The following is a 22217-nucleotide window of genomic DNA, read 5'->3' as shown; positions in this document are numbered from 1 at the left end:
CGATGCGCCTCGACGCCGTTTCCGTGCAGGTGCTGTGGAACCGCCTGGTCGCCATCGTGGATGAGGCGGCCCAGGGGCTGATCCGCACCGCCTACACGCCCTCGGTCAAGGAGTACCACGATTTCTGCTGCGCCGTGTTCGACGCGCGCGCGGACATGCTGGCGCATTCGACGGTCACGACAGCCGGCTTCCTCGGCATCGTGCCGGAGGTGATGCGCAACTTCCTGAAGGTCTTCCCGGCGGAGACGCTGCAGCCGGGCGACGTGATCATCACCAACGACCCCTGGGCCGCCAGCGGCCACCTGATCGACATCTCCGTCGCATCGCCGATCTTCCATCGCGACAAGCTGGTCGGCTTCACCCTCTGCATCGTTCATCACCTCGACATGGGCGGGCGCATGTCCACGCTTGAATCGAAGGACATGTACGAGGAGGGGCTGAAGATCCCCATCATGAAGCTCTACGAGGCGGGCAAGCTCAACGAGGCGATCTTCGCCTTCATCCGCGCCAATATCCGCGTGCCGGAGAAGGTGCTGGGCGACCTGCGCGCGCAGCTCGTCGCCAACAACGTCTGCACGCGCGGCCTGACGGCGATGCTGGCGGAAACGGGGCTCGAGGACCTGGGCGAGCTCGGCGCGGAGATCACCGCGCGCAGCGAGCGGAGCCTGCGGGCCAAGATCGCGAAGCTGCCCAAGGGCACCTGGCGCAGCGAAACGCTGCTGCCGCCGCTGCCTGTCACCGGCGAGCAGATCCTGATCAAGGTGGCGCTGACGATCGCGGATGACCAGGTGACGATCGACTTCGCCGGCACATCCGGCGAGGTGCGCGCGGCGGTGAACTGCACGCTGAACATGACGCGCAGCTACAGCGCCTATCCCATCAAGCTGGCGCTGGACCCGGACGTGCCGAACAACGATGGCTGCATGCGCGCCATCACGATCCTGGCGCCGGAGGGCACGGCGGTGAACAGCCGCCCGCCCGCCTCCACCTGGGGCCGCACCATGATCTCGCACCTGCTGCCGGAGGTGATCTACGGCGCGCTGGAACAGGTGCTGCCGGAAGCGGTGCTGGGCGGCAACGGCGGCTGCCCGGCGAACGAGATGTACCTGCACGGGCGCTGGCGCGACGGGCGCAGCTTCCTCGCCATCTCGCAGCATTCCGGCGGCTTCGGCGGCAGCGTGCGGCAGGATGGCTGGCCGACGCTCTGCTTCCCGAACAACACCGCGAACATCCCGATGGAGGTGACGGAGCGCGAGGCGCCGATCGTCTATCGCCGCAAGGAATTCGTGACCGACAGCGCCGGCCCCGGCCAATTCCGCGGCGGCCTTGGCCAGGAGGTCGAGTTCGAGGTGCTGAACGCCGATCTGGCCGGCGGCTATGTCGAGAGCTCCGTGCGGCTGAACGGGCGCAGCGAGGGCGGCAGCTTCCCGATCGGCGGGCGCGCGGGCGGCGGCGCGGGACGCGGTGGTGGCCTCTGGGTGAATGGCCAGCCGGCGGAGCACGGCATCTACCGCCGCCTGCACGCCGGCGACCGGCTGCGCTTCACGCTCGGCGGCGGCGGCGGCTACGGCGATCCCTTCGCGCGCGATCCCGCGGCAGTGCTGGCCGATGTGCGCGAAGGCAAGGTGAGCGTGGCGGCGGCCCTGCGCGACTACGGCGTGGTGGTGACGGGCGGCGCGCTGGACCTTGCCGCGACACGCCGCGCGCGGGGCGGCTGAACGATGCCGCGCCCCTTCCCCGGCGTGCGGCCGATCGGAAAGCCGTTCTGGCTGATGCTGCCCGGCGTCGCCTGGCTTCTGGTCTTCGGCCTGGCGCCGGTGGCCTTCATGGTCGCCGTCTCCTTCTGGCGATCCTCGATCTTCGGCACCACGCCGGACTTCGTCTTCGACAGCTACGCCCGCATCATCGAGGAACCGCTCTACCTCGACCTCATCGTCAAGACGCTGCGCATGGCGGCGCTGACCACGCTGCTCTCGCTGCTGGTCTCCTATCCGCTCGCGTGGTTCCTCGCGACGCGGCGCGGCGCGTGGAAGGCGGTATGGCTGGTCGCGGTCTTCGTGCCCTTCTGGATCAGCTACGTGGTACGCACCTTCGTCTGGCTGCCGATCCTCGGCCGCAACGGGCTGATCAACCAGAGCCTGATGGCGCTGGGCATCACCGACGCGCCGGTGGAGTGGCTGCTCTACAACGAGGGCGCGGTCTATGTCGGCCTGGTCTATGTGTACACGCTGTTCATGACGCTGCCGATCTACCTGGCACTCGGACGCATCGACCCGAAGCTGCTGGAGGCGGCGGCGGATCTCGGGGCGCGACCCTGGCAGACCTTTCGCCACGTCGTGCTGCCGCTGTCCTGGCCGGGCGTGCTCTCCGGCTGCATCATGGTGTTCCTGCTGGCGGTCTCGGCCTATGTCACGCCACGGCTGCTGGGCGGCACATCGGGCATCATGCTGGGCAACATGATCGCCTCGCAGTTCCTGTCGAACAACAACTGGGCGATGGGCGCGGCGCTGTCCGTCACGCTGGTCGGGATCGTCGGCGCGCTGCTATTGGTGACGGGCCGCTGGATCGGGATCGCCGAGGTCTTCACCGGAGGCAAGAAGTGAGCGCCGCGGCGCCGCGCGCGCGCGACCCGTATCGCTGGTGGCGGACGGGGCTCTTCCTCTACACCGGGCTGTTCCTGACCTTCCTCTACCTGCCGCTGATCGTCATCCTGTTGCTGTCCTTCAACGACAGCACCTCCACCGGCTTCCCGCTGCAGGGCGCGACGACGAAGTGGTATGCGCAGGTGCTGGACAGCGCGGACCTGATCGCGGCCTTCGCCAATTCGCTGGCCGTCGGCGCGACGGCCGCGGTGATCTCCACCTCGCTCGCGCTCTTGCTGGCGCTCGGCTTCCGGCATGGCGTGCGCGGGCAGTCGCTGGTGCTGAACCTGATCCTGCTGCCGGTGCTGCTGCCAGGCATCGTGGGCGGCATCGTGCTGCTGATCTTCTTCGGCTACATGGAGATCCGGTCCGACCTGTGGACCACGGTGCTGGTCGCGCATGTGAACTACGTGCTGCCCTTCGCCTTCCTCACGCTCTATCCGCGCGTGCACGGCTTCGACCGCACGCTGGAGGAAGCGGCGATGGACCTGGGCGCGACGCCGCTGAAGGTGTTCCGCCACGTGGTCTGGCCGATGCTGATGCCGGCGGTGGTCGCAACCGCGCTCTTCGCCTTCACCCTCTCCTTCGACGAGTTCATCCGCACCGTCTTCGTCAGCGGCCATGACCGCACCATCCCGGTGCTGTTCTGGCTGCTGGTGGTGGACGAGATCGCGCCGCACCTGCCCGCGATGGCGGTGGTGATCATCCTGGTCTCCACCGCCCTGTCGCTGGCGGCCTTCGCGATCGGCCGCCGAGCCGATCGCTCGACATGAATTCCACGACTGCCACAACAGAGGAGGTGACGATGACGACACATGCTTTCGGGCGCCGTGCCGCGCTCGGCCTGGCCGGCGGTGCCGCGCTCGCCGCGGGCATCGGCCCCGCTTCGGCGCAGGAGCGCCGTCTGGTCGCGGTGATGCCGGGACCCTTCCTGCCAAATGGCGCGCGCGCCATCCTGGAGCGGCAGATCAACGCGCGCATCGAGAACCTGCCCTATGTCTCGCCGACGGACACCGCGGCGAAGCTGATGGCGCCGGGCGGCACCAGCCGCTACGACCTGATGTACTCCACCACCGGCTTCATCCAGGCGCCCGTGCTGCGGGAACGCGCGGGGCAGGAACTCGCGCGGCCGCTCGATCTCTCGAAGATCCCGAATGCGGCGAAGATCTCGCCGCTGTTCCAGTCCGAGATCACGAAGCGTGGCGACAACACCTTCATGCTGCCCGTCGTCTGGGGCTATGACAGCGTCGTCTATGACCGCGACCGGATCCCGGAGAACGACCCGCTCACCCAGTCCTGGGGCTTGTTGTTCGACGACAAGTACGCCGGCCGCGTCGCGCTGCGCGACGATCCATACCAGTCCATCTGCCTCACCGCGCTGCATCTCGGCATCCGCTCGCCGGAGACGATGTCGCAGGCGGATCTCAACAGGGTCACGCAATTCCTGATCTCCAAGAAGCGCAACTTCCGCACCATCTGGGGTAGCTTCGCGGAAGCAGTGAACCTCATGTCCTCGCGCGAGGTGGACGCGATCTTCGGCTGGATCCCGATGCGCGCAGCGCTGCAGGCGCAGGGCCGGAACGTCACCAACAACTGGCCGCGCGAGGGCCTGCTGGTGTTCACCCACTCCGCCTTCATCCCGCGCGAATCCCGCAACGTGGAGCTGGCGCACGCCGCCATCAACGGCGCGCTCTCCGACGAGTTCGGCAAGCAGCTCGGCGAGGAGACGCAGTATCCCGTCACCAACGCCAACGTCGCCGCCAGCTTCTCGGCAGAGGATCAGGCGCGGCTCGGCTACGACGTGGAGAAGCGGGGCATCCCGCTGCACCGCTACGCCTTCCCCGCGGCGATGGATCGCTGGATCGAGGCCTGGGGCCGCTTCAAGGCCGCCTGATCGGAGAAGACGGAGTGCCAGGACAGGAAAGGGGGATGGCGGCCGAGGCGGTCGCCGTCTCCATCCGCAAGGTCGGCAAGCGCTTCGGCAACGTCGCGGCGCTCGACGACGTTTCGCTCGACATCCGGCGGGGCGAGTTCTTCTCGCTGCTCGGCCCGTCCGGCTGCGGCAAGACCACGCTGCTGCGCTCGATCGGCGGCTTCGAGGCGCCGACCGAGGGCGACATCCTGATCGAGGGACGCAGCGTGCTGCACCTGGCGCCCTATGAGCGCCCGACCAACATGATATTCCAGCACCTGGCGCTGTTCCCGCATCTCGGCGTGCGGGAGAATGTCGGCTTCGGTCTGCGCATGAAGGGCGCTGACCGCGCCGCCTCCGCCCGGCGCGTGGAGGAGGCGCTGCGCCTGGTGCGGCTGGAAGACTATGGCGAGCGGCGCGTGGACCAGCTTTCCGGCGGCCAGCGCCAGCGCGTGGCGATGGCGCGGGCGCTGGTGAACGACCCTGCCGTGCTGCTGCTCGACGAGCCGCTCGGCGCGCTCGACCTGCAGCTGCGCCTGCAGATGCAGGAGGAGCTGCGCCGCCTGCAGCGACAGCTCGGCGCCACTTTCGTCTTCGTCACCCACGACCAGGGCGAGGCGATGGCGATGTCGGACCGCATCGCCGTGATGAATGCCGGGCGCCTGCAACAGGTCGGCACACCGGCCGAGATCTACGAGCGTCCAGCCAACCGCTTCGTCGCGACCTTCGTCGGGCATGCGAACATGATCGAAGCGCGGCTCACGGGGCGCGCAGCGGAGGGCCTGGCGGAGGCCGAAGGGCCGGCGGGGCTGCGCCTGCGCGGAATCGCGCCGCCGCATGGCGCCACGGATGGCGGTGTTCTTGCGGTGCTGCGCTACGAAAAGCTGCGGATCCTGCCGCACGGCGCGGATGGAGAGGGCATCGGCGCGACTGTCGTCGAGAAGACCTATATGGGATCAAGTCTTCGCTTCGCGTGCCGCACCGGTGCCGGTGCGACGATGACGGCCGACACGCCGAACGCGATGCCGCAGCGGGACATCGGGGAGGGCGACATGGTGCGCCTGGCGTGGTCGCCCGAGGACGTGGTGTTGCTTACGGATTGACGCGGGATGGCACCGGACCGGCAAGGCCGGCCCGGCGCCATCGCGATCAGTGCCAGATATCCGGGTTGGTGTAGTGGCTCACATCGGAGTCGCTGGCGCCCGGCACCCAGACGGTTGCCGTATTCTCGTAGAAGCCGACTTCCGGCTCCTTGTGGACGACCAGCTTCTCGAGCTTGAAGCGGTCGTCCGGCGTGGTGTCGGCCAGCGAGGCCGCGATCACCAGCACGTTGCCGGAGAGGTTGCCGGCATTGATGTCCGCCCAGCGCGCCTTGTCGGAGGTGGTGTCGTTCACCTCGGTGAAGCCGAGGCTGTTGAGCACCGAGGCGTTCAGGGAGAACGAAGTGTTGAACGCGTTGTTGACGCTGCCGATCCAGACCGAGATGTCGCTGTCGCAGACGACATAGCCCAGGAAGGCCTTGTCCACGACGACATCCTGGTTGAAGCGGAACACGATGAAGTTCTCGCGTCCGATGTTGTCCACCGTGTGCCGGTCGCCGCTGCCGTCGCCCTCGTTGCGGTCGGTCACGCCGAGCCCGCCGCCAAAGGCGCCGAGATAGGCGCTCTGCCACGTCCCGTTCACCTCGCTGAAGGCGCTCGCCTTCACGGAGAGGTCGCCCTGCGTGTAGGTGCGGACGTTGCCATGCGTCCCGAACAGCGCGCTGGAGCCCGAGAAGTCGAAGGTGGTAGAGCCGCCCCAGGTCGTGAGGTCCTGCACCGTGCCCTTCGCCTCGTAGAACCAGGTCTCGCCCGGATCGAGGATGTTGTCCTGATTGCCGCCCTGCTTCGCGGTCAGCTCGATCTTCCCGTTGGCGATGGACATGTCGTCGGCCGTGCCCATCGTGCCGTTGTCATCCACCAGCCGGATGTCCGCAGCGGCGATCTTCGTCTCGCCGGAGTTGAACAGCTTGTAGGTCCAGGTCACGCCCGATCCGGGCGTCAGGATGGGAACGCCGGCGTGATCCGGCAGGTCCTCGTTGTCCCAGTCGGGCGTGACGATGTTGCTGTTGCTCGGCCCGTTGGTCGTCTTCTCCAGGTCGATGCCGGGCGTTGCGGCCGCGCCGTTCTTGTAGTGGCTGAGGTCGCTGTCGCTGACGCCCTGCGCGGAGACGGTCGCCTTGTTCGAATACACGCCGCCGGTGGCACCCTTGGCGACCGCCAGCTTCTCGATCTTGAAGTAGTCGTCCGGCGTCTTGTCCTCGACAGAGGCGGCGACGACCAGCACGTTGCCCGCCAGGTTGCCGCTGTTGAAGTCCGCCCAGCGGGCGCTGCTCAGCGTGGTGTTGTTCACCTCGTAGAAGCCGAGCCCGTTCAGCACGCCATCCGTCAGCGTGACGGTGGTGTTGAAGGCGTTGTCGATCGTGCCGATCCAGACCGAGATGTCGCTGTCGCAGACGACGTAGCCCAGGAAGGCCTTGTCCACGACGACCTGCTGGTCGAAGCGGAACAGCACGAAGTTGTCGCGGTCCCAGTTGTCCACGGTGTGGCGGTTGCCGCTGCCGTCGCCCTCCCCGCGATCCGTCACGCCGAGGCCGCCGCCATAGGCGCCGAGCCAGGCGGTCGCCCAGCTGCCGGCCTCGGTGCGGCTGAAGGCGCTGGCCTTCACCGAGACGTCGCCCGAGGTCCAGCTGCGGACATTGCCGTTGCCGCCATCCGTCCAGCTGTTGCCGGAGAAGTCGAAGCCGACCGTCGTGCCCGGCGTCGTCAGGTCCTTGACGATGCCCTTCGCCTCGTAAAGCCAGACCTCACCGGCCTCGAGCAGGTCGTCGTTGTCGCCGACCTCGTCGGCGATCCGCTCGATCTTTCCGTTGGCGATCGACATGTCGTCGCCCGTGGCGGCCGTGCCGTTGTCGTCCACCAGCGAGATCTCACCCGCCGTGAAGGTGGTGTTGCCGGTGTTCTCGACTCGATAGGTCCAGGTCACCTGGGTGCCGGCTGCCAGCAGCGGCACGCCTTCCCCGTTCGCCGTGTCCTCGTTGTCGTAGTCGGGCGTGGTGCTGTTGCTGTTGCTCGGACCGTTCGTCGTCTTCTCCAGGTCGAGGCCCGGCTTGGGCGGCGGCGGCGCAACGCTCCGGTAGTGGCTGGCATCGGAGTCGCTCGGCGTGTCGGGCGCCGAGACGGTCGCGATGTTCTTGTAGAGGCCCTCGCCGCTCGGCGCGACCTTGAGCTTCTCGATCTTGAAGAAGTCCTCCGTGGTCGGCTCGCCGGTGTTGGCGGCGATCACCAGCACATTGCCCGCGACGTTGCCGTTGTTGAAGTCGGCCCAGCGCGCCGTGCTCAGGGTGGTCTCGTTGACCTCCGTGAAGCCGAGGCCCGCAAGCACCGCGTCGCTGAGCATGATGTCGGCGGTGAAGGCGTCGGGCAGCGTGCCGATCCACAGACGCAGGTCGCTGTCGCAGAACACGTAGCCGAGATAGGCCGCGTCCACGACGACCTGCTGGTCGAAGGCAAAAAGCACGAAGTTGTCGCGGCCGGTGTTGTCCACCGTGTGCGATTCGCCGCTGCCGTTGCCCTCGCTGCCGTCTGTCACGCCAAGCCCGCCGCCATAGGCGCCGAGATAGGCCTCGGCCCAGGTGCCGGTGCTGTCGCGGCTGAAGGCGCTGGCCTTCACGTTGACGCCGCCGGCGCCGAACTCGCGCGTGTTGCCGACCGCGCCGGAGAGCGCGCTGTTGCCCTCCATCAGGATGGTCACCGGCGCGCCGGCACCGCCGAGGGACTGCACCACGCCACTGGCCTCGTAGAGCCACACCTCGCCGGCCTCGAGCAGGTCGTCGTTGTCGCCGACCTCGTCGGCGATGCGCACGATCCGCCCATTCGCGATGGTCATGTCGTCCGAGGAATCGCCCGGCGTGCCGTTATCGTCCACGATCGCGATCTCGTCGGCGGCGAAGGACGCCTGGCCCGTGTTGGTCACCTTGTACGTCCAGGTGACATCGGAGCCCGCGACCAGGACCGGCACGCCGGCGCCGTCCGCGGCATCCTCGTTGTCGTAGTCCGGGTCGGTCGTGTTGCTGTTGCTTGTACCGTCGGTGGTCTTCTCGATGTCCAGGCTGCGCAGCGCCGAGGTGCCGACATAGTGCGCCTTGTCGCTGTCGCCGACATTGGCCGAGTTGCCCCAGTCGTCGGTGAAACTGCCCGCGACCGTCGCCGTGTTGACGTGCTGGCCCGCCTGCCACGCGCCCGTCACCGTGAACTCCGTGACCTCGCCCACCGCCAGCGTCGGGATCGTCACGCTGTCGCCGGCCGCCGCGCCGTTCAGGTCCAGCTTATCGTCGTCCACCACCAGGTCGGTGAGCGCCACCGTCCCGGTGTTCGTCATCACGAACTTGAAGATCGGCTGGTTCGTCCCCTCCAGCAGCTGCGGGCCCGCCGGGTCGTCCGCATCCACGAAGGTCGCGCCGCCATCCACCGAGACCAGCTTCTCGATGTCCACATCCGGCCGCACCCCCACATAGCGGCTCGGGTCCGTGTCCGTCGCCTGCTTCGGCCCGCCGATCGGCGGCGTATAGGTGCCGCTCACCGTCGCGACGTTGTCGTAGTCGCCGAGCAGCGCCGTGCCCGACGCCTTGTAGATCCAGGTCTCCCCGACCTCGAGCACGCTGTCGCCGTCATCGCCCGAGACAAGGTTCGTGATCGGGCCTTCCACATCGTCGTTCAGCAGAATGTCCGTCAGGTCCACCGGACCCGTGTTTGTCACCGCGTAGGTCCAGAACACATCCGAGCCCGCCAGCAGCGTGATCCCGTCCGTGCCCGCGACATTCGCGTTGCCGCTCGTGGTCTTCACCACCTCGATCACCGGCGTCAGGTTCTCGACGCCCACGTAATGTGCCTTGTCGCTGTCGCCGACATCGGCCGAGTTGCCCCAGTCGTCGGTGAAGCTGCCCGCGACCGTCGCCGTGTTCACGTGCTGGCCCGCCTGCCACGCGCCCGTCACCGTGAACTCCGTGACCTCGCCCACCGCCAGCGTCGGGATCGTCACCGTATCGCCGCCCGCCGCGCCGTTCAGGTCCAGCTTGTCGTCATCGACAACCAGGTTGGTCAGCGCCACCGTCCCGGTGTTCGTCACCACGAACTTGAAGATTGGCTGGTTCGTCCCCTCCAGCAGCTGCGGGCCCGTCGGGTCGTCCGCATCCACGAAGGTCGCGCCGCCATCCACAGAAACCAGCTTCTCGATGTCCACATCCGGGCGCACGCCGACATAGCTGCTCGGGTCCGTATCCTGGACGTCGGTTGCCGTGCCGAGGCCGTCGGTGAACTGGCCCGTGACGGTCGCGACATTGTCGTAGTCGCCCAGCACCGCCGTGCCCGAGGCCTTGTAGATCCAGGTCTCCCCGACCTCGAGCACGTTGTCGCCATCGTCGCCCGAGACGAGGTTGGTGATCGCCCCCTCCACGTCGTCGTTCAGCACGATGTTCGTCAGGTCCACCGGACCCGTGTTCGTCACCGCATAGGTCCAGAACACGTCCGACCCCGCCAGCAGCGTGATCCCGTCCGTGCCCGCGACATTCACGTCGCCGCTGGTGGTCTTCACCACCTCGATCACCGGCGTCAGGCGCACCAGTCCTGCATCCAGCGTGCCGTTGAACTGGCCCGACAGCAGCGTGACGTTCTGCGTCTTGCCGGTCGCCGGGTTCGCATCGCTGTCGTTGCTGTCGGAGCCGGCGTCGGGCGCGGTGAAGGCGTAGCCGGCGGGCGCGACGAACTGCACGCCGTAGCTGCCCGGTACCAGGCCATCGAAGCTGTAGGAACCGTCCGCCGCCGTGACGGTGGAGGCGCCGGTCGGGTTGCCGACCGCATCGAGCAGCAGCACGGTGACGCCGCCAAGGCCGGTGGCGCCGTCGTCCTGCAGCCCGTTGCCGTTCGCATCGAGCCAGACATAGTCGCCCAGCCCGGCCAGGCGATACAGGCCGGCATCCACCGTCAGGTTGGTGTCGCCCGACAGCAGCGTGTAGGGGCCGGTCACGCCGCCCACGCCCGCGTCGCTGTCGAAGGCGTCGTTGCCCTGGTCCGCCGGACTCTGCTCGTAGCCGGCCGTGTCGAAGCGCACGCTGTACGTGCCGGGGTCGAGATCCGTGAAGAGGTAGTTGCCCGTCAGGTTGGTGAACTGGAAGGCGACGACGTCGCCGTTCTGGTCCAGCAACTCCACCTTGATGCCCGGGATGCCGGCCTCGGCGCCGCCGTCCTGCACGCCGTTGGCGTTCAGGTCGAGCCACACCCGGTCGCCGATGGCGGCGGGCCGATAGAGGCCCGCATCCACCGTGAGGTTCTGCTCGCCATCGGCGAGCGTGTAGATGCCCGTCACGCCCCCCGCGCCGGCATCGCTGTCCAGCGCGTCGTCGCCCTGGTCCGCCGGGCTTTGCCGGTAGCCCGTGGTGTCGAAGCGCACGCGATAGCTGCCGGCCTGCAGGCCGCTGAACAGGTAGTCGCCGGCGCCGTCGGTGAACTCGGTGCGCAGGACGGTCGTGCCGGTCGCGTCCAGCAGCTCGACCTTGATGTTGGCGATGCCGTTCTCGTCGGCGTCCTGGATGCCGTCGGCGTCCTTGTCGAGCCAGACCCGGTCGCCGAGCTCGGCGCTCGGTTGCACGATCGGCTTCACGAAGCCGGCGTCGAGCGAGTCGTCATGCTCGCCGGAGCCGAGCGTGACGACCGGGGTCCGCCCGGTCGCGACGTCGGCGTCGCTGTCCGCCGCATCGCTGCCCTGGTCCGCCACGGTCGGGGCAAAGCCCGTCGGCGTCACGAACTCGACGCGATAGTCGCCGGGCAGCAGGTTGGAGAACTGGTAGAAGCCGGTCGCGTCCGTGGTCGTCGAGACGCCGGCCTGGGTGCCGTCGGCGTTCAGCAGGTTGACCGTGACGCCCTCGATCGCCTCGTCGCCCGCATCCTGGATGCCGTTCTCGTTCTTGTCCCAGAACACGTAGTCGCCGAGCGAGGCGCGCCGGATGAACCCCGCGTCGAGCGTCGTGTTGGTCTCGCCGAAGCCGAGCGTCACCGCGTCGCTGAGGCCGGCCGCGTCGATGTCGCTGTCGAGCGCATCGTCGCCGACATCCTCCAGAGTCCTTTCGTAGCCGTTCGGCGTTTCGAAGCGGACGCTGTAGTCGCCGGGCGCAAGGCCCGCGAAATCGTAGCGGCCGTTCGCATCGGTGATGTCGGCCTGCCCGGTCTCGACCCCGTCCTTGAGCAGGACCACCGTGACGCCTTCGATCGGCGTGTCGCCGGCATCCTGGATGCCGTTGTAGTTGTTGTCCTCGAACACGTAGTCGCCGAGCGAAGCGGGGAGCAGCGCGGAGTTGAAGGCCTGCTGCATGATGCTGAAGGAGGTGCTGGTGCCGGCCGGCGCGGTGTCGGCGATGCTCACCTCGACGGTGATCTTCACCCGCACGGACGCATGGGCGCCGTTCAGCTGCATGTCGCCCGGCATCTCGAAGGGCGGGTCGGCAGTGTCGTTCGCGGTTGGCGAGCGCTCGAGCTGGCTGATGCCGACCAGATCGCTGCCGCTGAACACCTCCTGGCGCAGCAGCAGCCGCGCGCCGGCCGGCACCTGCGTGTCGGGCGTGAAGGAGTTCCGGAAGACGGAAGTGATCGCCCGCGTCGGATCCGCGCTCGAGATGTCGTATTCGATCACCAGGCTGAGGCTGGAACCCGGGCCGGTCGCGCCGCCGACGAAGCCGGACCAGTTGAGGCCGGTGATGGAAGGGCTCGGGTTCGCGCGCGGCGCGAAGCCCAGGCTCGGATTGGCGCTGTTGACGTCGGCGAGCACCGAGTTGAAGTCGCCCACCCCCGTCTCGGTGACCGAGATGTTGCTGAAGGTCAGGCTGCCGTCCGTGATGGTCCCGAAGGAGAGGGTGCTGGACATGGGCGTCTTCCTCGACGTGATCGCGACGTGACCGGGATACGGGTGGTTTGTCTCGTGAGCCGCCACGCTGCGCCGTGACGGATGCGCGCCGCCGGGCGATGCTCGCCCTGCGCGCAGGGGACCGCGCCGGCCGGATGGCCGGCGCGGCCCGGACCGTCAGCTGCGGCGGCGCCGCGCGGCCGCCAGGCCGGCGAGCCCGACGAACAGCAGGCCGAGGCTGGCCGGCGCCGGCACGGGCGCGATCAGGCCCTGCATGACGCCGCCGATCGCGCCGTTGATGGCGTTCAGGTCCTTGTCGCCGAAGATCGCGCCGGTGGCGTAGGCGAACATCACCGTGCCGACCTCGCCGCCCATCGTCTCGATGGAGCCGAGGCCGTTGCCGGGGTTCACGTCGAAGTCGGCGAGGTTCTCGCCGAGGCTGCCGTTCGGCGCATCGATCAGCTGCGCCATCCACTTGTCGAGGGTAGCGCCATTGCGGCCATAGACCTCGAAGAAGATCGCCAGGTCGTCGCCGGCCGGAACGAGCGCCTCGCCGGTCGCGGCGTTGCGGATCAGGAAGGCGTTCTGCTGGAACGGCACGACCTCGATCTCGACGTTGCAGTCGAGCTTGCAGGTCGCATCGGTGATGAAGAACTCGAGATCGCCGGAATTGGAGAGCACGCCGGCGGTCGAGAAGGTCGGCGCGGCCTGGGCCGACGGGGCGATGCCCGCGGCAAGCGCGAGCGCGGCGAGCCCGCAGGCGGCGTCACGTAAGCGGTTCAGCATAGGTTCATGTCCCTCCGCAACTGACGGGCCGTGTGCCGGACGTTCGGCAGCGGCCCTCTGGCAGGAAGGCGCGGCAGCAATGTTCGTACCACAGTCGCATCGTCTTGTTTTCTGCGGCTTTGTGAGCGAACGTCTCGTAATCTGCCGATAACCTGTAAAGAATTCTGACTCAGATCGGTTTTAGAGACATCATATATGCGATTCTCTCTGCTGATTCCAAAAATAAGAGACACCAGCTTGGTTATGAAATGAGATTACCCAGGCTGCAATCTTCACCGGCGTCGTAACGATTATGCCTTATCCGGCATGCATCCGAAGGTATGTCTGAGCACAGGTTTCTGCCCGCGAAAGGCGAAATCAGCGTCGGACCATGCCTGCCTGCATGCGGCGCGGCGCATGCGATCCCGCCCCGCCGGGCGTGACCTGTCGGAAATTCTTACAGCGCCGCAGGGCCGCAGGCCGCAGGCCGCAGGTCTACCAGCGCAGTCCGGTGAGTGCCGCCACCGGCGCAACGCCCTCTCGCGCCGCGACCGCGGCGAGATGCGCGGGGTCCGGCGCCTCGCCATGCGCATGCGCGGCCAGCCCGGTGAGTGCCCACACCGCATCGAGCCCCGCCGCCTGCGCCCCCGCCAGGTCGGTGTGCGGGCTGTCGCCGATGGCCACCACGCGCGCGCGGTCGGCGATGCCCAGCGCCTCCAGCACGGGCGCATAGACGGCAGAGTCGGGCTTGCCGATCTCCCGCGCCGCCGGGCCGCCCAGCGTCACGTACAGGTCGGCCAGCGCGCCGGCGCAGATCACGCGCTGCTCTCCCACCATCACGAAGCGGTCCGGGTTCACGCAGAGCATCGGCAGCCGCCGCGCCGCGCAGGCTTCCAGCATCGGGCGATAGGGCTCAACCGCGCCATTGCCGCGCTCCGGGTCCGGGCCGGTGTTCAGCACCCACTCCGCCTCCGCCGCATCCGAGACCAGCGCGATGTCGAGCCCCTCGACGGTGGAGAGGTCGCGCTCCGGCCCGATATGCAGCGCGCGCCCGCCATAGCCGAGCGCGGCGCGGTCGTTCAGCGCGCGCCAGGCGAGCTCGCCGCTGGTGACCGTGGCATCCCACAGGCCCCGGTCCAGCCCCATGCCGGTCAGCAGCGCATCCACGACATGCGACCGGCGCGGCGCGTTGGACAGCAGCGCGACGCGTTTGCCGCGCGCCTTCAGCGCGCCAAAAGCCTCAGCCACGCCGGGATAGGGCCGGCGCCCGTCATGCACCACGCCCCAGATGTCGAGGACGAATCCGTCATAGCGCTCCGCCAGCGGCGCGATGCCGTCGAGGATCCTCATGCGATGTCGGCCCCCACGATGTCGCCGACGTTGCGCACGCCGTCGCGTCGCAGCAGCGCGGCCAGCTCCCGCTTGATGCGCGGGATCAGCGCCGGGCCCTCATAGGCGAAGGCGGCATAGAGCTGCACGAGCGAGGCGCCGGCGCGCAGCTTCTGCAGCGCATCGGCGCCCGAGCCGACGCCGCCGCAGCCGATCAGCGTCAGCCCCCGCCCCTTCGCCAGCTGCGCCACGCGCCGCAGCAGCTCGGTGGAGGCGGCGCGCAGCGGCGGGCCGGAAAGCCCGCCCGCCTGCCCGCGATGCGCGCTGCGCAGCCCGGGCCGCGTGATGGTGGTGTTGGAGACAATCAGGCCCTGCATGCCGTGCTGAACGACGGCGGCGACGATCGGCTCCACGGCGCCGGGTGCGAGGTCGGGCGCGATCTTCACCAGGATCGGCGGCGTTTCGCCCTTCAGCCGGGCGCGCGTCTCGGCCAGCGCGGCGAGAATTTCGGAAAGCTGCTGCTCGCCCTGCAGGTCGCGGAGGCCCGGTGTGTTGGGCGAGGAAACGTTCACCGCGACATAGCCGGCCAGCGGCGCCACCGCCTCGTACAACGCGGGATAGTCGCGCAGCGGCGCCGCGCCTTCCTTGTTGATGGCGATGTTCACGCCGAGCACGGCTGGCGCGGGCCGGGGCAGGGCCGCGATCCGCGCGCGGAAGGCGGCGAGGCCGGCATTGTTCATGCCCATGCGGTTGATCACCGCCCGGTCCTCCACCAGGCGGAACAGCCGCGGCTTCGGGTTGCCGATCTGCGGCTTCGGCGTGACCGAGCCCGCCTCCACGAAGCCGAAGCCGAGGCGCATCAGCGGCGCGACGGCCACCGCCGACTTGTCGAAGCCGGCCGCCAGCCCGATCGGGTTGCGGAAATCGAGGCCGAGCGCGTGCGTCGCCAGGATCGGGTCGTCCGGCGAGGTGTCGCGCCCGGCGAGCCCGAAGCGCAGCGCACGCAGCGCGATGTCATGGGCGCGTTCGGGGTCCATGCCGCGCATCAGCGGCATGAGGACGGAGGCGAGTTTCGGGGTCATGGCCGGGCGCGCTTGTGCCCTGCGCGGGCCGCGAAGGGAAGCCGCATTGACCGCCGGCCGCCCCGGCCCCACTCAGCCGGCATCGCGGGAGGGTAGGTTGCGCGGGCCGGCGTACATGTTGCTGGGAATCGGCCTGTTCGGCCTGCTGGACGCGATCAGCAAGCTGCTCTCGGCCGATCACGCCGTGTGGCAGGTCCTGCTGGTGCGCTTCGCGACCATGCTCGTGGGGATCCTGGCGGTCCGCGCGATCTGGCCGGGCTGGGGCGGGCCGCTTTCGACGCGCATGCCGGGAACCCACCTGCTGCGCGCCTGCGCCATGCTGGGAAGCGCGACCTTCTTCTTCCTGACCTTCAGCCTGCTGCCGCTGGTGGAAGGCTACCTCGTGTTCTTCACCTCGCCCTTCTTCGTGCTCGGGCTTGCGGCGATGCTGCTGGGCGAGCGTCCGCGGCCGGCCGCCTGGGGCTGGGTGGTGCTGGGCTTCGCGGGTGTCGCGATCGGGCTCGCACCCGGGCTTGCCGGCGCGACCGGCGGCTCGGGCATGGGCTTCGTCTGGGCGATCTGCGGCACGCTCTGCTACTCGCTGGTCTTCGTGTTGAACCGCTCGCTGCGCCACGAAGCCGGGCTGGCGCGGGTGGTGCTGTGGCCGGCGCTGCTCGGCTTCGTGGTGATGCTCGGCCCCGGCATCGCCACATGGCGCACGCCGGATGCGCTGGCGCTGGCCCTGATGATCGCCAACGGGCTGATCGTCGGCGCCGCGACGGCGGCGCTGGCCGAGGCCTTCCGGCACGCCTCGGCCTCGCGCCTCGCGCCCTATGGCTATTCGGGGCTGGTGTGGAGCGTGGCCTTCGACCTGGCGCTGTGGGGGCACCTGCCCGGCTGGCCCATGCTGGTCGGCGCGGTGATCGTGGTGCTGGCCTGTGTGATGAGCGAGCGCGTGACGGGGTCGCGCGGCTGAGTCAGAACCCCGCCGGGAAGTCGTGCGTGCCGTCCTCGCGCAGCTGCAGGCGCGTGGCGCTGAGCACGGCCGTCAGCGGCAGCGTCCCGTAGAGATGCGGGAACAGGCCTGGCCGCTTGCCGCCACTCGCCGCTTCCCATTTCAGCGCCGCGCCGAGCCGCGCCACGTCGGCCTCGATCAGCCAGAGATCAGGCTCACCGCGCCGATGTTTCCGGGCGCTCTCCTGCACCTGCGCGGCGGTGGAGAAGTGGAGAAAGCCGTCGCGCGCATCGTCGGCGCTGCCGGCATAGGCGCCCGCGCGTTCCGCCGCGCGCCAGTCCACGCCGCGCACCAGGGTGTAGATGACCTGTTCCATGCGGCGCGAAATCACCCGATCAGGCGGTAGAACACAAGCCCGCCCAGCGTCGCCGTCGGCGTGACGCCCAGCGCCCAGCGCGGCAGCACGCTGTCCTCGTGGTAGTGCGTGGCGCCCGCGGTGGGGTCCGGCAGCGCGCCCGCCAGCGCACGCGCCGCGATGCGGCTGCAGGCGCCGAGCTCCGCCCCCTGCGGCAGCTCGGCGATCGCCTGGTGGCGCGGATGGCCGGGATGCCAGCAGGCGAACTGGAAGGGCGCGCGGCACACGCCGACCACGCCCTGCCCGAGATGCGCCGGCCCACCCGGCGTGGCGGCCAGGCGCACCCGCGTCATCACCACGCTCGCCACCGCCTCTATGGCGCGCACCGGGCGGGCGGCGGCCTCGCCCCAGAGGGTCAGGGCCAGCACCTCCGCCGGGCCGGCGACGCGCGGCGCCTGGGCGAGAACGGCGCTCATGCCTCATGCTCCTTCGCGCGCAGGCCGAAGCCGATGCTGCGTGGCGGCAGCGACTGGCCGGACACCGCGGCAGCGGCGGTCGCGGCGCGGCTCACCTCGTCCAGCTTCGCCTCCAGCCGGCCGAGCTGCTGCGTCAGGCGATGATCCAGGTCGCGGATCAGCGTCAGCGGCACATAGGTGCGCGCGACCTCCAGCTTGAAGGCGGCGAGGTCGTCGCGGTCCGAGCGCGGCGGCGGAGCCTGCACCACCGGCGGCAGCTCGTTGCGCGACGCCAGGTCGCGGCGCAGCAGCAGGACGATCCACATCAGGGCGAGCACCAGCGGCGTGTCCGCCAGCGCCGCCACCAGGGGCGGCGGCAGGTCTGGAAGCATCTCTTGTCACTCCTTGCGCTTCGGGCGGTGGACGTTGCGCGACTTGAAGCGGCACCACCGCGGCCCCACCCTCGTGGGACCGCCAGGCGACACCGGGACCATGTGGAACGAGCCCTATCTCGAGACCTGCTGCCGATCGGCGCTGCACCGGCTGACGCTGGTGGGGGCGATCGGCCGGCCCGACGGGCTGAAGGACGGGCCCTGCCTGGAACGGCTGCAGGGCCTCGGCCTGGCGCGGCTACGCAGCGACGGCCGCTTCGAGATCACCGAGGCCGGCACGGCGCGGCACGGCGCGGAAATCCTGAAGCGGCGCAGCGCGGCGTAATCAGAGGCCGCGCCAGCTCGGCCCGCTGCCGCGCGGCGGCAGCAGCGGCAGGCGCACCGGCTCGGCCAGCAGGCAGCCGGCCAGCGCATCCAGCGCATCGTCGCGCGCATTCGTCGCTTCCGGCCGCCAGGCCGCCATCTCCTGCGGGAAGCGCGTGCGGAACACGCTCTCATGCGCGGAGAGGCGGCGCGCGGCGAGAACGGGGTCCAGCGCGCCCAGGATGCGCTGCACCTTCGGCACGCGGCTCGTCATCTCCACCACCGCGCAGGTGATTCCCGCGCGGGAAAACTCCTGGCGCAGCAGGCCCGGCAGGAAGCCACCGATGCCGTTCGTCTCCACGCGCATCACCGGCAGCAGCAGCTCCCGCGCGATGGCGGCGACGGCGCGGCATTGCTGCGTCGCCGGATCCTCCGTCGCGCCCGGGTCATGCGTGACATAGGCGATGCGATGCAGGTAGCTGCGCCCCTGCGCATCGGCATAGGTCGCGGCGACCACGCTGGAATCGCCGCGGCCGGGGCGACCGAAGGCCGGATCCCACCAGCCGCCGCCCGAGACCAGCCGCGTGCCCATCAGCGTCAGCACGCCGCGGCCATTGGCCTCGCGGTATTCCGGCTCCGCCGCGTAGCGCGCGATCAGTGCGGGATCGAGCCGCGCCGCCTCCTCCGCCACCGGCTGCAGCAGCATCTGGCGGCGGAAGGCCAGCGGCCCGACGCGGTCGCGCAGCTTCGCCACCGCCTCTTCCGGGAAGCGTTCGGGCCAGGCGCTGCGGCCCTCGGCATCGAGCAGCGGCAGCACCAGGCGGCGATAGCCGGCGAGGAAGCCCTCCGCCCCTTCGGCATAGAGGCTTTCGGCGCAATGCGGCGTGCCGACGAAGAGCAGCGTGCCGCCGGGCACCAGCACGAATTCCGTCTCGGTGAGGCGCTCGCGCAGTTCCTCGCGCTTGGCCGGCGTGTCACAATTGCCGGCGACCTCGACATCGTCGCAGACGATCAGCTCGGCGCGCGCGCCGGTGATGTTGCCGCCGATGCCCGCCGCCATCATGGAGGCATCGCGCAGCACCGCATCGCGCGCCACGGTGAAGCGATCCGCCGCCCAGCCGCCCTCGCCCGCCTCCGGCAGCAGCGCCCCGCAGAGCGGATGACGCGCCAGGATGCGCCGCACGGTGGAGACCATGCGCGTCGCCAGGGCGTGGTCGGCGGCCAGCACCAGGATGCGCAGGTCGGGGTTGCGGTAGAGCTGCCAGGCGCAGAACAGCCCGACCAGCGTGGACTTGCCCGCGCCGCGGAAGGCCATCAGCAGCAGCCGGCGGTCGCCCGCCTTCAGCGCATCCTCGAGCCAGCGCAGCACGCGGCGATGCAGCGTCGGCGTGCGCAGCCGCGCGCGCTGGTTCCAGATCCAGGCGAATTCGAGCAGGTCGGCGGGCGCATCGGCATCGCTTGCCGTGATCACGATTTGTTCTCATCAGCGACGCCGCGCCGTGCCGCCTCGATGAGCTGCTGGATCGTGTGGTCGCCAGGGCCCTCCGGCGCATCCAGCGCGCCAGCATGGGTGGCGAGCTGCACCAGGTGCTCCAGGGCGTCGCGCGCGGCGGCGTTGCGCGCGATGAAGCGCTTCGGGTCCTCCGTCGCGGTGTCGGAGACGAAGCCGACATAGTCGGCCTCCAGCTTGCCGCGCGCGGCGTCGAACAGGTCCTTCGCGATGGCGGCGGTGGGCGTGGCGGTCTTGCGGGGGCGCTTCATGCCTTCACCACGCGCACGCGCACCGTGCCGGGATTCAGGTCCACCGCGCCGCCCGTCCGGTTCCACACGGCGACCGTCACCGTGTCCTGCGCGCTGACCTGCGCGATGAAGGGCAGGATGGTGGAGACGCTGTACGACGCCTGCGCGAAGTCGCCGGCCCGCGCGCCCGGCACGGTCACGTTGACCTGCGCCGTGCCGCCCGCCGCGACAGAGGGCGGGTCCCACGCGGCTTCCGCCACCAGTTCCCGCACGCCGTGCTTCAGGTCCGGCAGGCCATAGAGCAGGGCCGGCGCATGGCGCGGATCGCAGGCAAGGCGCATCGCGCGCACCTCGTAGTCGGTGCCGATGCGCGCCACGCCGATCACCGCATAGCCCACGGCGGCCGAGAGCTTCACCGCCTGCAGGCGCGTCAGCGTCGCGTCCTCCATGTCCGCCGCGCCCTGCCACCAGCGCGCCGTCGGGTTCCACACCACGGACTGGCCGGAGGCGAGCACCGCCTGCCCCGCAGCATCGGTGAGCAGGTTCATGTTCGCGTCGAAGGTCATCACCATCAGCCGTGGCGTGTCGGCATCCAGCGCGAGCGCGAAATCCTTGCACTGCCTCGCATCCACCACGAAGCCCAGCGCACGCCCGCCGCCGAGCACCGCGCCGCGATTGGTCAGCGCGATGTTGTCGAGGCCGGGGAAGACGAAATCCGCCAGCGCCGCAGGGCTGCCCGCCACGTTGGAGGACAGCACGGCCAGCTTCTCGAAGCCGGTTTCGCTCGCGTTCCAGCGGATCGCCGCGGCGCGCATGGCGGGAACCGAGGCGAGCTCGCGCCGCGCCTCCACATGCGGCGCGGCCTGATGCAGCGTGCGCACCGCGCCGCCGAGGCGCGTGGCGCCCGCGGCATGCTCGATCTCCACCTGGTAGCCCTGGCTGGCCCAGGCGACCTCATACAGGTGATCCTGCGCCCCGGCCGTGTGCCGCGCGACGAAGTGCGAACAGCCTTCCATCCGCATCGCACGCGCCACGATGGCGCGACTGTTCACCTGGCAGAGGAAGGGAATGCCCGCGATCGGCCGGCCTTCCGCCTGCAACTCGAAATTCGGCCCGTCGAAGACATGGCGGTTGTGCGCGACATAGGCGCCGGGCGCGGCGGAAAGCCGGATCCCGAAGCGGTCCTTGGTGGTGTTCACGCTGCTGCCGATGGCGAAGTGCCCGCCATAGTAGCGCACGGAGGTGTTCCAGGCGCTCGCCGTCAGCGTGTGGATGTCGAGCCCGATGCCGTTGTTGACGATGCGGCCCAGATACAGCGTCGTGTCCTCGAAGCCGCGGCCGTCACCGACGGTGCGGATGCCGATGGTGAAGCCGTTGACCTCGCGGATCTCCACCACGCTGGCATCCAGGTTGCGCAGCACCAGGCCGATCTCGTTCTCGTCCGCCCAGGGGCCGACGCTGGCGCGCAGCACGGTCAGGCCCGTGAGGATCTTGTTCGCGTTGCGCGCCGTGCCACCATCGCCGATGGTCAGCGCGGCCTGGTCGGACGGGCCGGCATAGACGATGGCGCCGCGCATGATCAGGCCGGCGGCCGCGCCCGGCAGCACCAGCGGCTGCGTCGTGCGGTGGCTGCCCTCGCCGATCAGCAGCGTCTTGCCCGCTGCCGCGGCAGCGTTCATCGCGGCCTGCAGCGCGGGGCCGTCATCCGTCACGCCGTTGCCGGTGGCGCCGAAGTCGCGCGCGGACAGCCGCTCGCCCAGCTTGTCCTCGGCGGTGCGCGGGATGGCGCCGGGATAGGGCGCCGTCAGCAGGCCGGAATCGCGCGGGAAGATCGCCGCGTCGCCATTGGAATCGAAGCCCAGCAGCCTGTTCGCACGGGCGGGGCGCAGCGGCAGCGTCAGTTGCCCGCCGATCTCCGACGGGTCCTGCCGCAGGGCGGAGCCGATCTCGTCGCGCTGCTCCTGCAGCACGGCAATCAGCCGGTCCAGCTCGTCATTCAACGTGCGGGCGCGCAGCAGGCCGTTGTCCTGGAAATCCGTGTTGCGCTCCACGCGCACGCGCCGGCGCAGCGTGACGGTCTCGCCGACGCCCGGCGGCGCGACGAGCGTGGCGGTGCCGCCCTCGCTCTGCCCGGCGCCCGTGACGCTGTAGCCGCCGTTGAGCACCACGGCGCCCACGCGGATCTCCAGGTCGTCCGTGGCGAAGATCGGGAAGGGGAAGTCGAAATCGGTGCGGGCGCCGTCGCCGACATACTGCACGCGCGGCGCGACGTCGCCGATGCGGATGTGCTCGGCCATGGAGCATGAACTCCTGAATCAGGGGGTGAAGGGGGGCGCCGCGCTAGCGCCGGGCAGGCAGGGCTGGTGTGGCGGCTGC

At 69.7% G+C, this 22217-nt stretch carries 17 protein-coding genes; 7 read left to right on the top strand and 10 right to left on the bottom strand.

Annotated features, from left to right (window positions below; genetic code table 11):
* Positions 1 to 2 precede the first annotated feature (2 nt).
* From DFH01_RS05540 to DFH01_RS05520, 5 genes are read left to right on the top strand one after another with little or no spacing between them, the layout of a single operon-like run.
* Positions 3 to 1718 carry a hydantoinase B/oxoprolinase family protein gene (locus DFH01_RS05540; RefSeq protein WP_109869343.1) on the top strand — a complete coding sequence of 572 codons (1716 nt, stop codon included), beginning with the start codon at positions 3 to 5 and terminating at the stop codon, positions 1716 to 1718.
* Between the two features lie 3 nt (positions 1719 to 1721).
* Positions 1722 to 2603 carry an ABC transporter permease gene (locus DFH01_RS05535; protein WP_109869342.1) on the top strand — a complete coding sequence of 294 codons (882 nt, stop codon included), beginning with the start codon at positions 1722 to 1724 and terminating at the stop codon, positions 2601 to 2603.
* Complete coding sequence (locus DFH01_RS05530; protein WP_158287624.1) at positions 2600 to 3415, top strand: ABC transporter permease; 816 nt, start codon at positions 2600 to 2602, stop codon at positions 3413 to 3415. Before DFH01_RS05535 ends, DFH01_RS05530 begins: the two co-directional genes overlap by 4 nt.
* A 32-nt stretch (positions 3416 to 3447) precedes the next feature.
* Positions 3448 to 4536 (top strand): ABC transporter substrate-binding protein, encoded by a 1089-nt coding sequence (locus tag DFH01_RS05525; protein ID WP_158287623.1) that lies wholly within the window; start codon positions 3448 to 3450, stop codon positions 4534 to 4536.
* Positions 4537 to 4571: 35 nt separating this feature from the next.
* On the top strand, positions 4572 to 5657 hold the full coding sequence (locus tag DFH01_RS05520; RefSeq protein ID WP_109869340.1) for an ABC transporter ATP-binding protein: 1086 nt from the start codon (positions 4572 to 4574) through the stop codon (positions 5655 to 5657).
* Positions 5658 to 5703: 46 nt separating this feature from the next.
* Here DFH01_RS05520 and DFH01_RS05515 read toward each other — a convergent pair whose 3' ends face one another.
* From DFH01_RS05515 to DFH01_RS05500, 4 genes are all read right to left on the bottom strand, one after another.
* A complete protein-coding gene (locus DFH01_RS05515) occupies positions 5704 to 12507 on the bottom strand; it encodes an SdrD B-like domain-containing protein (protein WP_109869339.1) in 6804 nt (2267 codons plus the stop codon).
* Between the two features lie 156 nt (positions 12508 to 12663).
* Positions 12664 to 13272, bottom strand: coding sequence for a PEP-CTERM sorting domain-containing protein (locus DFH01_RS28640; RefSeq protein ID WP_233255973.1), 609 nt, complete (start codon positions 13270 to 13272; stop codon positions 12664 to 12666).
* Positions 13273 to 13746: 474 nt separating this feature from the next.
* Entirely contained in the window at positions 13747 to 14601 is an 855-nt protein-coding gene (locus DFH01_RS05505; RefSeq protein ID WP_109869338.1) for a TIGR01459 family HAD-type hydrolase, read from the bottom strand.
* Positions 14598 to 15662, bottom strand: a complete 1065-nt coding sequence (locus DFH01_RS05500; protein WP_109869337.1) for a quinone-dependent dihydroorotate dehydrogenase — start codon at positions 15660 to 15662, stop codon at positions 14598 to 14600. The genes DFH01_RS05505 and DFH01_RS05500 overlap by 4 nt, the downstream gene beginning before the upstream one ends.
* 97 nt (positions 15663 to 15759) lie before the next feature.
* Between DFH01_RS05500 and DFH01_RS05495 the strand changes: the two genes are divergently transcribed.
* Positions 15760 to 16617: a DMT family transporter gene (locus DFH01_RS05495; protein ID WP_233255972.1), complete on the top strand. Its 858-nt coding sequence runs from the start codon at positions 15760 to 15762 to the stop codon at positions 16615 to 16617.
* A 1-nt stretch (position 16618) separates the two neighbouring features.
* On the opposite strand, the gene DFH01_RS05490 is transcribed toward DFH01_RS05495, so the two are convergent.
* From DFH01_RS05490 to DFH01_RS05480, 3 genes are read right to left on the bottom strand one after another with little or no spacing between them, the layout of a single operon-like run.
* The gene (locus tag DFH01_RS05490) at positions 16619 to 16972 is read right to left on the bottom strand and encodes a DUF952 domain-containing protein (protein WP_109869335.1); all 354 of its coding nucleotides are present in this window, start codon (positions 16970 to 16972) and stop codon (positions 16619 to 16621) included.
* 11 nt (positions 16973 to 16983) lie between these two features.
* Complete coding sequence (locus DFH01_RS05485; protein WP_109869334.1) at positions 16984 to 17427, bottom strand: cell wall hydrolase; 444 nt, start codon at positions 17425 to 17427, stop codon at positions 16984 to 16986.
* A complete protein-coding gene (locus tag DFH01_RS05480) occupies positions 17424 to 17798 on the bottom strand; it encodes a hypothetical protein (RefSeq protein ID WP_109869333.1) in 375 nt (124 codons plus the stop codon). The genes DFH01_RS05485 and DFH01_RS05480 overlap by 4 nt, the downstream gene beginning before the upstream one ends.
* Positions 17799 to 17898: 100 nt before the next feature.
* Here DFH01_RS05480 and DFH01_RS05475 point away from each other — a divergent pair, with 100 nt between their 5' ends.
* Positions 17899 to 18123: a hypothetical protein gene (locus tag DFH01_RS05475; protein WP_109869332.1), complete on the top strand. Its 225-nt coding sequence runs from the start codon at positions 17899 to 17901 to the stop codon at positions 18121 to 18123.
* Here DFH01_RS05475 and terL read toward each other — a convergent pair whose 3' ends face one another.
* Genes terL through DFH01_RS05460 form a run of 3 tightly spaced genes read right to left on the bottom strand, consistent with a single transcriptional unit; the run spans position 18124 to position 22138 of the window.
* Positions 18124 to 19572 carry a phage terminase large subunit gene (gene terL / locus DFH01_RS05470; RefSeq protein ID WP_233255971.1) on the bottom strand — a complete coding sequence of 483 codons (1449 nt, stop codon included), beginning with the start codon at positions 19570 to 19572 and terminating at the stop codon, positions 18124 to 18126.
* Positions 19569 to 19862 carry a hypothetical protein gene (locus DFH01_RS05465; protein ID WP_109869331.1) on the bottom strand — a complete coding sequence of 98 codons (294 nt, stop codon included), beginning with the start codon at positions 19860 to 19862 and terminating at the stop codon, positions 19569 to 19571. Before DFH01_RS05465 ends, terL begins: the two co-directional genes overlap by 4 nt.
* Positions 19859 to 22138, bottom strand: a complete 2280-nt coding sequence (locus tag DFH01_RS05460; RefSeq protein WP_109869330.1) for a phage tail fiber domain-containing protein — start codon at positions 22136 to 22138, stop codon at positions 19859 to 19861. The genes DFH01_RS05465 and DFH01_RS05460 overlap by 4 nt, the downstream gene beginning before the upstream one ends.
* Between the last annotated feature and the right edge of the window lie 79 nt (positions 22139 to 22217).

It is taken from the genome of Falsiroseomonas bella, assembly GCF_003173615.1.
Lineage (GTDB): Bacteria > Pseudomonadota > Alphaproteobacteria > Acetobacterales > Acetobacteraceae > Falsiroseomonas > Falsiroseomonas bella.
Note: the sequence above shows the minus strand (reverse complement) of the source record. Positions and strands in the feature narration are given on the sequence as shown.